Raw genomic sequence first — 12,325 nt, 5'->3', positions numbered from 1 at the left:
CGCGGTTACGGCTGGTCGGTCGGCTCGGCGGTGAGCAGGCCCGAGTTGATCTCACGCATGGCGATGGAGAGCGGCTTCTCCTGCGGGGTGGTCTCCACCAGCGGGCCGACGTACTCCAGGAGGCCCTCACCGAGCTGGCTGTAGTAGGCGTTTACCTGACGCGCCCGCTTGGCGGCGAAGATGACCAGGGCGTACTTCGAGGTGGTCTTCTCGAGCAGCTCGTCGATCGGCGGGTTGGTGATGCCCTCGGGGTTGGTGGCGATGGATCCCACGAATTTGACCTCTGCGTCTCGCTCGGCGGCCGGACGGCGGTGGCCGCTCAACCGCGCGGTGGCGGTCGGGCCGGTGCCAGGAATGTCGAACCGAGCAATCCTACCAGCTCCGTCGCGGCGCGATCGGTCCGGTCGTGCGCCACGGCGTGTGCGAACGCGGCCGCCACGACCGGGTCGGCCCGGTACGCCGGCGGCGCGAGCAGCACCAGCCGGGCCTCCGGCACGACGGCCCGGACGGCGAGCGCGCCGGCCACGTCCAGCGGCAGCAGCACGGGCCGTCCCCGGGCGAGGTGGGACCGCACGTGCGCGCGGGGCACCCCCCGGCGGTACGGCCCGATCCGGCACCACTCCAGCAGCCCGCCTGAGGCGATCAGCCGGTCGAAGTCGGCCGGGTCGAGGAAGAGCCGGTCCACGCCGTCCCGCTCGCCCGGACGGGGCGGCCGGGTGGTGGCGACCACCGGCACCCACACCGACGCAAGGCGCGCCCGGACCTGCTCGACGACACTGCCCCGGCCGGCCCCGGAAGGGCCGGACAGGACAGTGAGCCGAGCCGCCGAGCGCGCCTCGTCATCCGTGCTCACCGCTTGTTTCTACACGGTGTCCGTTCAGTTGGCGGCGAACTCACCCAGCAGCGCCTTGCGCTGCTGCTCGCCGAGGCCACGCAGGCGACGGCTGTCGGCGATCTTGAGCTTCTCCATGATCTGGGTGGCCCGGATCTTGCCGATGCCCGGCATCGCCTGGAGCACTGCCGAAACCTTCAGCTTGCCCACGACGTCGTCGGACTCGGCCCGCTCGAGGACGGTGGCGAGGGTGGTCTTGCCCTGCTTGAGCTGCTCCTTCAGCTCAGCGCGGGCCTTGCGGATCTCCGCAGCCTTCTCCAGCGCGGCAGCGCGCTGCTCGGGGGTCAGTGACGGGAGCGGCACCAGTTCTCCTCAGGTCCCTAGTACGGCGGGCGGAGCCCCACCGCAGCTGTGAAACGTGGTGTCGCTGGCAACCAAAGGGGTCCGTGGTTCCCAGCGCGGGGAAAACTAGCGGTCAACGGAGCTTTCGGCAACGTGGACGCGCGATGATCAACGTAAAGTGACCGAGCCGTCAGTCAGTCCGGCGGTGGTCAGGGCGGCCCGGCACTCGCCCAGCACCCGCTCCGCGGCGGCCCGCAGGGCGGCCGGGTCCGGCCCCGCGCCCAGCACCTCCCGGGAGTACGACGGCAGCACCGAGGGCAGCGCCGTGCCGAAGACGGTACGCAGCCCGGCGGGCGTGCCGCCCTGCGCGCCCAGCCCCGGCGCGAGCAGCGGACCGTTGACCGCGCCGAGGTCGTGGCCGGTCTCGCCGATCGTCGCGCCGACCACCAGACCGAAGCTGCCGAGCGGCTCCGCACCACGGTTGAGCTGGGAAATCTCGTCGATCACGGTTTGCGCCACGGTGCGCCCGTCGGGCCCGACCGCGCGCTGCACGGCGGCGCCCTCGGGGTTCGAGGTGAGCGCCAGGACGAACACCCCACCACCGTGCGCGGCGGCCGTCTCGACCATCGGCGCGAGCGAACCTACTCCCAGGTAGGGGCTCGCGGTGATCGCATCGACATACAGCGGGCTGGATGGATCGAGGTACGCCGAGGCGTACGCCCGGACCGTCGAGCCGATGTCGCCACGCTTGACGTCGAGCAGAACGAGCGCGCCCGCATTTCGCAACTGTCGGATAGTTGACTCAAGCACGGCGACGCCGCGCGAGCCGAAGCGCTCGAAGAACGCCGACTGCGGCTTGACCACCGCGACCCGGTCGCCGATCGCCTCCACCACGGTCCGGCTGAACCGGTCGAGGCCCTCGACGTCGTCGGACAGCCCCCAGTCGGCCAGCAGACCCGGGTGCGGATCGATCCCCACGCAGAGCGGTCCCCGCTCCGCCACGGCCCGGTGCAGGCGCACGCCGAACGTCTCCATCGCGTCTCTCCCTCTCCCGGCGGCCCCGGGCCGCCTCGGTGTCCCGCGACGGCCCTCCCGTCGCGTCAGGTCGCTCCGGCCGGACCCGGCCGGCCCCAACCGCCCCGCCGGCGCTCCGCCGGCCCTTCCCGCGCTCCGGCGGCCCCAACCGTCCTGCCGACGCTCAACCGGCCGTCCCGCGCTGCCGGCGCTCCGCCGGCCCTCGTCGGCCCGCCCAGGCTCAGCCGGCCTTGACCGCCGCCGCCACCCCGGCCGCGATCCGGGCCACGTCCGCGGCGTCGCAGACGTACGGCGGCATGGTGTAGACGAGGTCCCGGAACGGGCGCAGCCACACCCCCTCGGCCGCCGCCGCGGCGGTGGCCCGGGGCAGATCCACCTCGTGGTCCAGTTGCACCACGCCGATCGCGCCGAGCACCCGCACGTCGGCCACCCCGGGAGCGCCACGCAACGGCGCCAGACCGGCGCGCAGCCCCGCGGCGATGTCGGCCACCCGGCCGGCCCAGTCTCCGTCCCGCAGCAGGCCCAGCGAGGCGTTCGCGACCGCGCAGGCGAGCGGGTTGCCCATGAACGTCGGCCCGTGCGCCAGCACGCCGCCGGCCGAGATCGCGCCGGCCACCGCCGGGGTGCAGAGCGCCGCCGCCAGCGTCAGGTAGCCGCCGGTGAGCGCCTTGCCGACGCAGAGCACGTCCGGCGTGACGTCGGCGTGCTCGGCGGCGAACATCCGCCCGGTCCGGCCGAAGCCGGTGGCGATCTCGTCGAAGATCAGCAGGATGCCGTGCTCCCGGGTCACCTCGCGCAGCACCCGCAGGTAGCGCGGATGGTGGAACCGCATCCCGCCGGCGCCCTGGACGACCGGCTCCACGATCACCGCGGCCAGTTCGCCGGCGTGCCGTCCGACGGCGTCCACCAACGCCGCCTCGTACGCCGGGTCGGGCGGAGCGTCGAAGCCGGCCGGCGGCAGCGGCGCGAACACCTGCCGGGGCAGCACGTCGCCCCAGAGGTGGTGCATGCCGCCCTCCGGGTCGCAGACGCTCATCGGATGGAACGTGTCGCCGTGGTAGCCGCCCCGCCAGGTGCCCAGGCGGCGACGCTCCGGGCGCCCCACGGCGCGCTGGTACTGGAGGGCCATCTTCACCGCCACCTCGACGCTGACCGAGCCGGAGTCGGCCAGGAAGACGTGCTCCAGGCCGTCCGGGGCCAGCTCGACAAGCGTGCCGGCGAGGCGTACCGCGGGTTCGTGGGTGAGGCCGCCGAACATCACGTGGCTCATCCGGCCGAGCTGGTCGGTCACCGCTGCGTCCAGCACCGGGTGGCGGTAGCCGTGGATCGCCGCCCACCACGACGACATCCCGTCCACCAGCTCCCGACCGTCCGCCAACCGCAGCCGTACCCCCGAGGCGCTCTCGACCACCAGCGGCGGGCTGGCGGACGGCACCGCCGAGTACGGATGCCACACATGCCGCCGGTCCACGGCGAGGATCTCCTCGGGCGTCACGGTTCCTCCTTCCCCCTCCCCGCGATCTTGCAGTTTCGGCCCGCCGTGTGCCCGGTTCGGGCGGTATGTCGGGGCAGAAAGTGCAAGATCGCGGGGGTCAGCGGGTGGTGATGGCTCGGGTGAGGGCGGGGCCGCGGTAGATGAAGCCGGTGTAGAGCTGGACCAGGGACGCGCCGGCGTCGAACATGCGGGTCGCGTCGTCGGGGTCGAGGATGCCGCCGACACCGATCACCGGCAGCCGTCCACCGGTCTCCCGGTGCACGAAGCCGACCACCTCGCGGGCGCGGGCGGCCAACGGGCGGCCGGACAGGCCGCCGGTCTCGGCGCCGCGCGCCCGGTCGGCCGGGGCGAGCCCGTCCCGGCCCAGCGTGGTGTTGGTGGCGATGACGCCGGCCGCGCCCCGGTCGAGGCACACCTCCAGCAGTTCGGCCACCGCCGGCTCGGTCAGGTCCGGGGCGATCTTCACCAGCACCGGCTTCTCCCCGACCAGCGCGGCGAGCAGCGCGTCCAGGTGGGACCGGTCCTGAAGCGAGCGCAGGCCCGGGGTGTTCGGCGAGGACACGTTGACCGCGAAGTAGTCGCCGTGCCCCGCCAGCGCCCGGTAGGAGGCGAGATAGTCCTCGACCGCGTCGCCCAGTGGTGTCACCTTGGACTTGCCGAGCGAGATGCCCAGCGGCACGCCGAGCGGGCGTCGCAGCGCCGCCAGCCGGGCCGCGAGCGCCTCGGCGCCGGCGTTGTTGAAGCCCATCCGGTTGACCACGGCCTCGCTGTCGCGCAGCCGGAACAGCCGCGGCCGGGGGTTGCCCGGCTGGGCGTGCGCGGTCACGGTGCCGACCTCGACGAAGCCGAAGCCCAGCGCCGGCCAGGCCGGCAGCGCGACCCCGTCCTTGTCCATCCCGGCCGCCAACCCGACCGGGTTCGGGAACCGCACCCCGAACACCGTGCGCGGCGAGCCCCGGAAGTACGCCCGTCGCAGCGCCCCCAGCACCGCCGGCCGCCGCGACAGCGCGGCCAACCGCGCCAGCGTCCACTCGTGCGCCGCCTCGGCATCCCCGCCCCCGAGCGCGAACAACCGGGGCCGCACCACCCGCTCGAAGATCACCGCGCGCCCCCCGACTCGATGATCATGAAGGTGGCGGCGATCTCCGCCACCCTCATGATCCACGGGGTGGTCACTCGTTCGCCCGGAGCGCGGCGTGCAGGTCCTGGAGCGGGCGGACCTGGAGGTCGCCGTTGATGCGGGCCTCGATGCCCATCACCGCGGCGGCGGCGCCGGGGACGGTGGTGACGCAGGGGATGTCCGCGGTGACGGCGGCGCTGCGGATCTCGTAGCCGTCCGAGCGGGCGCTCGCGCCCGAACCCTGCGGCGTGTTCACCACCAGCGCGACGTCGCCGCCGAGGATCAGCGAGACCGCGTCCGCGCCCTCGCCCGACTCGTAGTGCTTGCGGATCTGCTCGCAGGCGATGCCGTGCCGGCGCAGCACCTCGGCCGTGCCGGTGGTGGCGACGATCTCGAAGCCCAGGTCGGCCAGGCGCTTGATCGGGAAGATCATGCCGCGCTTGTCCCGGTTCGCCACCGAGACGAAGATCTTCCCGGTGGTGGGCAGCGACCCGTACGCGGCGGCCTGCGACTTGGCGAACGCCTGGCCGAAGCCGGTGTCGATGCCCATCACCTCGCCGGTGGACCGCATCTCCGGGCCGAGCAGCACGTCGATGCCCTTGCCGGACGGCGTACGGAACCGCTTGAACGGCAGCACCGCCTCCTTCACCGCGATCGGCGCGTCCGGCGGCATGGTGCCACCGTCCCCGGTCGGCGGCAGCATGCCCTCGGCCCGCAACTGCGCGATCGTGGCGCCCAGCGCGATCCGGGCCGCCGCCTTGGCCAGCGGCACCGCCGTGGCCTTCGAGACGAACGGCACGGTCCGGGAGGCGCGCGGGTTGGCCTCCAGCACGTAGAGCGTGTCGCCCTGCAACGCGTACTGCACGTTGAGCAGGCCGCGCACCCCCACGCCGCGGGCGATCTCCTCGGTGTAGCGGCGTACCTGGGTCAGGTGCGAGCCGGCCAGCGTGATCGGCGGCAGCGCGCAGGACGAGTCGCCGGAGTGGATGCCGGCCTCCTCGATGTGCTCCATCACACCGCCCAGGTAGACGTCGCCGTCCGCGTCCACCAGCGCGTCCACGTCGATCTCGATGGCGTCGTCGAGGAAGCGGTCCACCAGCACCGGGTGGTCCGGCGAGATGTCGGTGGCCCGGCCGATGTAGTCGCGCAGCGTGGCGTCGTCGTAGACGATCTCCATGCCCCGGCCGCCCAGCACGTACGACGGACGGACCAGCACCGGGTACCCGATCTCGTCCGCGATCGCCTTCGCCTCGCCGTACGAGGTGGCCATGCCGTGCGCGGGCGCGCGCAGGCCGGCCCGGTCCAGCACCGCGCCGAACGCGCCCCGCTCCTCGGCCAGGTGGATCGACTCCGGCGAGGTGCCCACGATCGGCACCCCGGCGTCCTTGAGCCGCTGGGCGAGGCCGAGCGGGGTCTGGCCGCCGAGCTGCACGATCACCCCGACCACGCCGGGGCCGCCGGCCGCCTTGCCGGACGAGTCCTCGGCGTGCCACGCCTCCAGCACGTCCTCGAACGTCAGCGGCTCGAAGTAGAGCCGGTCGGCGGTGTCGTAGTCGGTGGAGACGGTCTCCGGGTTGCAGTTGACCATGACCGTCTCGTAGTCCACGTCCCGCAGCGCTTGGACGGCGTGCACGCACGAGTAGTCGAACTCGATGCCCTGCCCGATCCGGTTCGGCCCGGAGCCGAGGATCAGCACCTTCGGTCGGTCCGAGGGCGCCACCTCCGTCTCCTGGTCGTACGTCGAGTAGTGGTAGGGCGTGGTCGCCTCGAACTCGGCCGCGCAGGTGTCCACCGTCTTGTAGACCGGCCGGATGCCGAGCCGGTGCCGCAGCGTACGGACGCCGTCCTCGGCGGCCAGCTCGGGACGCAGCGCGGCGAGCTGCCGGTCGGACAGGCCGGCGCGCTTGGCCCGACGCAGCAGACCGGCGTCGAGCACCGGCGCGTCGACGATCTCGGCGCGCAGCTCGACCAGCGCGGCGATCTGGTCCAGGAACCACGGGTCCATGCCGCCGGACGCCTCGGCCACCTCGGCGATCGACGCGCCGAGGCGCAGCGCCCGCTCCACCGTGTAGAGCCGGCCGTCGTGCGGCATCCGCAACGCGGCGAGGGTGTTCTCCTTCGTGGCGCCCGCCGGGTCCGGGGTGGTCCAGAAGCCCGACGACTTGGTTTCCATCGACCGCATCGCCTTGTTCAGCGCCTCGGAGAAGTTGCGGCCCAGGCTCATCGCCTCGCCCACCGACTTCATGGTGGTGGTCAGCTCCGGGTCGGCGCCGGGGAACTTCTCGAACGCGAACCGGGGGATCTTCACCACCACGTAGTCGAGCGTCGGCTCGAACGCGGCCGGCGTCTTCAGCGTGATGTCGTTCGGGATCTCGTCCAGCGTGTAGCCGACCGCGAGCTTCGCGGCGATCTTGGCGATCGGGAAGCCGGTCGCCTTCGACGCCAGCGCCGAGGAGCGGGACACCCGCGGGTTCATCTCGATCACCACGATCCGGCCGTCGGCCGGGTTGACCGCGAACTGGATGTTGCAGCCGCCGGTGTCCACCCCGACCTCGCGCAGCACCGCGATGCCGAGGTCGCGCAGCCGCTGGTACTCCCGGTCGGTGAGCGTCATGGCCGGGGCGACGGTCACGCTGTCGCCGGTGTGCACGCCCATCGGGTCGACGTTCTCGATCGAGCAGACCACCACCACGTTGTCGTGGCGGTCGCGCATCAGTTCGAGCTCGTACTCCTTCCAGCCGAGCACGCTCTCCTCGATGAGCACCTCGTGCACCGGGCTGGCGGCCAGGCCGGCACCCGCGATGCGGTCCAGGTCCTCGTCGGTGTGCGCCATCCCGGAGCCGAGGCCACCCATGGTGAACGACGGCCGGATGACCACCGGCAGGCCCAGCTCGGCGACGGTGTCCCGGACCTCGTCCATCGAGTGGCAGACCCGCGACCGCGGGGTCAGCGTGGACGGGTCCTCGATGCCCAGACGTACGCCGGCCTTGGCGACGATGTCCTTGAAGAGCTGCCGGTCCTCGCCGCGGTTGATCGCCTCGATGTTGGCGCCGATCAGCTCGACGCCATACTTCTCCAGCACGCCCGCGGCGTGCAGCGCGACCGCGGTGTTCAGCGCGGTCTGCCCGCCCAGCGTGGGCAGCAGCGCGTCCGGGCGCTCCTTGGCGATGACCAGCTCGACGAACTCCGGCGTGATCGGCTCGACGTAGGTGGCGTCGGCGAACTCCGGGTCCGTCATGATCGTCGCCGGGTTGGAGTTGACCAGGCTGACCCGGATCCCCTCGCTGCGCAGCACCCGGCAGGCCTGGGTGCCGGAGTAGTCGAACTCGCAGGCCTGTCCGATCACGATCGGCCCGGAGCCGATCACCAGGACGTGCTTCAGGTCGGTCCGCTTAGGCATTCTTTCCGCCTTCGATGAGCTCCGCGAAGCGGTCGAACAGGTAGTCCGCGTCGTGCGGGCCGGCCGCCGCCTCCGGGTGGTACTGGACGGTGAAGGCGGGCACGTCCTCGGCCCGCAGCCCCTCGACCACGTTGTCATTGAGGCACACATGGGAGACCCGGACGCCGCCGAACGCGGTGTCGACCACCTGGTCGGGCACCACCGCGCCGGAGGAGACGCCCGGCACCTGCACGGCGAAGCCGTGGTTGTGGCTGGTCACCTCCACCTTGCCGGTGACCCGGTCCAGCACCGGCTGGTTGATGCCGCGGTGGCCGTACCCCAGCTTGTAGGTGCCGAAGCCGAGCGCCCGGCCGAGGATCTGGCTGCCGAAGCAGATGCCGAACAGCGGGACCCGCCGGGTGAGCACCTCGCGGGCCAGCGCCACCGGGCCGTCGGCGGTCGCCGGGTCACCCGGGCCGGGCGACAGGAAGACCGCGTCCGCGCCGGTGGCGAGCAGGTCGTCGACGGTCGAGCCGGCGGGCAGCACGTGGGTGGTGACGCCGCGGGCGGCGAGCCGGCGCGGCACGTTGCGCTTGATGCCCAGGTCCAGCGCGGCCACCGTGAACCGGTGCGTGCCCAGGGCCTCGACCACGTACGGCTCGGCGGTGGTCACCTCGGCGGACAGGTCCGCGCCGACCATCGACGGCGACCGGCGGACCCGTTCCAGCAGCGCGGCCGGGTCGTCCTCGACGCTGGAGACGCCGACCCGCATCGCGCCGCGTTCCCGCAGATGCCGGGTGAGCGCCCGGGTGTCCACCCCGCTGATGCCGACCACGCCCTCGGCGGCGAGCCGGTCCTCCAGCCCGCCGGTGGCGCGCCAGTTCGAGCCGATCCGGGCCGGGTCGCGCACCACGTAGCCGGCCACCCAGATCCGGCCGGACTCGTCGTCCTCGCCGTTCACGCCGGTGTTGCCGATGTGCGGCGCGGTCTGCACCACCACCTGGCGGTGGTAGGAGGGGTCGGTGAGCGTCTCCTGGTAGCCGGTCATGCCGGTGTTGAAGACCGCCTCGCCGAAGGTCTCCCCGACGCTGCCGTACGCCTCGCCGTGGAACGTGCGCCCGTCCTCCAGGACGAGGATCGCGCTTCTCCGCCTACTGCTCACTTGACAGCCTTTCCGTCCAGGACCGTCGGCTCGCCGCGCAGGAAGGTCGCCACGATGCGACCCGGCAGCGTCATGCGGGCGTACGGGGTGTTGCGACTGCGACTGGCCAGCTCGGCCGGCTCGATCACGCGCCGGGCCGCCGGGTCGACCACTGTCAGGTTGGCCGGCACGCCGGGCGCCGGGTCGAGACCGTGCCCGGCCAGCCCGGCGATCCGGGCCGGGACCCGCGACATCCGCTCGGCGATCAGGTCCCACCGCGGGCCGAGCACGTCCAGCGCGATGGAGAGCGCGGTCTCCAGGCCGAGCATGCCCGGCCGGGCGTACGCCCACTCGCACTCCTTGTCCTCCACCGCGTGCGGCGCGTGGTCGGTGGCGATCACGTCGATCACGCCCTCGGCCAGCGCCTCCCGCAGCGCGGCGATGTCGGCGGCGGTCCGCAGCGGCGGGTTGACCTTGAAGACCGGGTCGTAACTCTCGGCCCGTTCGTCGGTCAGCAGCAGGTGGTGCGGCGTCACCTCGGCGGTCACCCGTACCCCGCGCGCCTTGGCCTGCCGCAGCACCTCGACGCTGCCGGCGGTGGAGACGTGGCAGACGTGCAGCCGGCTGCCCACGTGCTCGGCCAGCAGCACGTCCCGGGCGATGATCGCCTCCTCGGCCACGGCCGGCCACCCGGTCAGGCCGAGCCGGGTGGAGACCTCACCCTCGTGCATCTGCGCGCCCTCGGTGAGCCGGGGCTCCTCGGCGTGCTGGGCGATCACCCCGTCGAACGCCTTGACGTACTCCAGGGCCCGCCGCATCAGCCGCGGGTCGGCGACGCAGTGCCCGTCGTCGGAGAAGATCCGCACCCGGGCCGCGGAGTCGGCCATCGCGCCCAGCTCGGCCAGGCGCTCGCCGGCCAGCCCGACCGTGACCGCGCCGATCGGCTGCACGTCGACCAGGCCGGCCTCCCGGCCGAGCCGCCAGACCTGCTCGACCACGCCGGCGGTGTCCGCGACCGGCGAGGTGTTCGCCATCGCGCAGACCGCGGTGTAGCCGCCGAGCGCCGCCGCCCGGGAGCCGGACTCGACCGTCTCGGCGTCCTCCCGGCCGGGCTCGCGCAGGTGGGTGTGCAGGTCGACCAGGCCGGGCAGCGCGACCAGGCCGGTCGCGTCGAGCACCGTGGCGTCGCCGGCGGTCAGGCCGGCGCCGGCCTCGGCCACCACGCCGTCGCGGAGCAGCAGGTCGGTCGGCTCGCCGTCGAGCACACGGACGTTCCTGATCAGGTACGCGGTCACCGGTTGTTCCCTCCGAGCAGCAGGTAGAGGACGGCCATCCGCACGGAGACCCCGTTGGCGACCTGTTCGACGATGGTGGAGCGGGACGAGTCGGCCACCTCGGGCGTGATCTCCATGCCCCGGTTCATCGGGCCGGGGTGCATGACGATCGCGTGTTCCGGCAGCCGGCGCATGCGCGGCCCGTCCAGCCCGTAGCGCCGGGCGTACTCGCGGGCCGACGGGAAGTAGGAGTCGCTCATCCGCTCCCGCTGCACCCGCAGCATCATCACCACGTCCACACCGGGTAGAACGGCGTCGAGGTCGTAGGAGACGTCGATGCCGGGCGCCAGCGCCGGCGAGATGTCGACCGGGATGAGCGTCGGCGGGCCGACCAGCGTGACCTTGGCGCCGAGCGTGGAGAGCAGCAGCACGTTGGAGCGGGCCACCCGGGAGTGCAGCACGTCGCCGACGATCGCCACGTGCAGGCCGGCGAGCCGGCCCAGCCGGGAGCGCATCGTGTACGCGTCGAGCAACGCCTGGGTGGGGTGCTCGTGGGTGCCGTCGCCGGCGTTGACCACCGACCCGTCGACCCAGTCGGCCAGCCGGTGCGGGGCGCCGGAGGCGGGGTGCCGGACCACCACCGCGTCGGCGCCCATGGCCTGGAGCGTCAGCGCGGTGTCCTTCAGGCTCTCGCCCTTGGCCACGCTGGAACCCTTGGCGGAGAAGTTGATCACGTCGGCGCTGAGCCGCTTGGCGGCCGCCTCGAACGAGATCCGGGTCCGGGTGGAGTCCTCGTAGAAGAGGTTCACCACGGTGCGCCCGCGCAACGCGGGCAGCTTCTTGACCTCGCGGCCGGCCACGGTGGCCATCTCGGCCGCGGTGTCCAGGACCAGGGTGGCGGTGTCGGCGTCCAGGTCCGCCCCGGAGAGCAGGTGCCGGATCATGCGGGAGACCCCCCGTACAACTTGACCTCGTCGGCGCCGTCGGTCTCGGCGAGGGTGACCTTGACGTTCTCGGCCAGCGCGGTGGGGATGTTCTTGCCCACGTAGTCGGCGCGGATCGGCAGCTGGCGGTGGCCGCGGTCGACCAGGACGGCGAGTTGCACGGAGGCCGGGCGGCCGACGTCGCTGAGCGCGTCCAGCGCGGCCCGCACGGTGCGGCCGGAGAAGAGCACGTCGTCGACGAGCACGACCCGCCGGCCGTCGATCCCGCCCGGCGGCAGGTCGGTCGGGCCGACCGCGCGGGTGGCGTGCCGGCGCAGGTCGTCGCGGTAGAGCGTGATGTCGAGCACGCCGACCGGGACGGTCACGTCCTCGAACGTGCTGATCCGGGCCGCGAGGCGGCGGGCCAGGGGCACGCCCCGGGTGGGGATGCCGAGCAGCACGGTGTCGGCGGCGCCCTGGGTCTTCTCCAGGATCTGGTGGGCGATGCGGTCGACCACCCGCGAGACGTCCGCTGCGGCGAGGATCACCTTCACCGAGGGTTGTCGCGGCGGCGACGAATGGGCAGCCGGTGGGTAGGCCACGGCGGACCTCCTTCCCCGCCTCACGGGACGGGTCGTTAAAGGACGTCTATCGACTCCGGCGGGCCCACGCGGGGCCCGGACCGGGGCTTCACGCCACGTTACCAGCGGTCACCGGGCCGGCTGCCGCCGGTCCTGACCTGCCGGTCAGCCCGGCGAAATGCGGACAACCCACACCGGCCTCC

Annotated in this window: 11 protein-coding genes; all 11 read right to left on the bottom strand. The window is 73.1% G+C overall.

Annotated features, from left to right (window positions below):
- Window positions 1-5: 5 nt before the first annotated feature.
- Window positions 6-272 carry a DNA-directed RNA polymerase subunit omega gene (gene rpoZ / locus ACH495_RS16220; RefSeq protein WP_025617742.1) on the bottom strand — a complete coding sequence of 89 codons (267 nt, stop codon included), beginning with the start codon at window positions 270-272 and terminating at the stop codon, window positions 6-8.
- A gap of 47 nt (window positions 273-319) precedes the next feature.
- Window positions 320-853 (bottom strand): guanylate kinase, encoded by a 534-nt coding sequence (locus ACH495_RS16215; RefSeq protein ID WP_396858507.1) that lies wholly within the window; start codon window positions 851-853, stop codon window positions 320-322.
- A 24-nt stretch (window positions 854-877) separates the two neighbouring features.
- The gene (gene mihF, locus ACH495_RS16210; protein ID WP_013285515.1) at window positions 878-1,195 is read right to left on the bottom strand and encodes an integration host factor, actinobacterial type; all 318 of its coding nucleotides are present in this window, start codon (window positions 1,193-1,195) and stop codon (window positions 878-880) included.
- Between the two features lie 147 nt (window positions 1,196-1,342).
- Window positions 1,343-2,209: an orotidine-5'-phosphate decarboxylase gene (gene pyrF / locus ACH495_RS16205; RefSeq protein WP_396858506.1), complete on the bottom strand. Its 867-nt coding sequence runs from the start codon at window positions 2,207-2,209 to the stop codon at window positions 1,343-1,345.
- Window positions 2,210-2,429: 220 nt separating this feature from the next.
- Entirely contained in the window at window positions 2,430-3,704 is a 1,275-nt protein-coding gene (locus ACH495_RS16200; RefSeq protein ID WP_396858505.1) for an adenosylmethionine--8-amino-7-oxononanoate transaminase, read from the bottom strand.
- A gap of 97 nt (window positions 3,705-3,801) precedes the next feature.
- On the bottom strand, window positions 3,802-4,806 hold the full coding sequence (locus ACH495_RS16195; RefSeq protein WP_396858504.1) for a quinone-dependent dihydroorotate dehydrogenase: 1,005 nt from the start codon (window positions 4,804-4,806) through the stop codon (window positions 3,802-3,804).
- A gap of 70 nt (window positions 4,807-4,876) precedes the next feature.
- A complete protein-coding gene (gene carB, locus ACH495_RS16190) occupies window positions 4,877-8,224 on the bottom strand; it encodes a carbamoyl-phosphate synthase large subunit (protein WP_396858503.1) in 3,348 nt (1,115 codons plus the stop codon).
- Window positions 8,217-9,365, bottom strand: a complete 1,149-nt coding sequence (gene carA, locus ACH495_RS16185) for a glutamine-hydrolyzing carbamoyl-phosphate synthase small subunit (RefSeq protein WP_396858502.1) — start codon at window positions 9,363-9,365, stop codon at window positions 8,217-8,219. The genes carB and carA overlap by 8 nt, the downstream gene beginning before the upstream one ends.
- The gene (locus tag ACH495_RS16180; protein ID WP_396858501.1) at window positions 9,362-10,639 is read right to left on the bottom strand and encodes a dihydroorotase; all 1,278 of its coding nucleotides are present in this window, start codon (window positions 10,637-10,639) and stop codon (window positions 9,362-9,364) included. The genes carA and ACH495_RS16180 overlap by 4 nt, the downstream gene beginning before the upstream one ends.
- Window positions 10,636-11,562 carry an aspartate carbamoyltransferase catalytic subunit gene (locus ACH495_RS16175; RefSeq protein ID WP_396858500.1) on the bottom strand — a complete coding sequence of 309 codons (927 nt, stop codon included), beginning with the start codon at window positions 11,560-11,562 and terminating at the stop codon, window positions 10,636-10,638. Before ACH495_RS16175 ends, ACH495_RS16180 begins: the two co-directional genes overlap by 4 nt.
- Complete coding sequence (pyrR, locus tag ACH495_RS16170; protein WP_396858499.1) at window positions 11,559-12,143, bottom strand: bifunctional pyr operon transcriptional regulator/uracil phosphoribosyltransferase PyrR; 585 nt, start codon at window positions 12,141-12,143, stop codon at window positions 11,559-11,561. Before pyrR ends, ACH495_RS16175 begins: the two co-directional genes overlap by 4 nt.
- Window positions 12,144-12,325: the final 182 nt, after the last annotated feature.

The organism is Micromonospora sp. NPDC018662, assembly GCF_044391475.1.
In the GTDB taxonomy this organism is placed as follows: domain Bacteria; phylum Actinomycetota; class Actinomycetes; order Mycobacteriales; family Micromonosporaceae; genus Micromonospora.
Note: the sequence above shows the minus strand (reverse complement) of the source record. Positions and strands in the feature narration are given on the sequence as shown.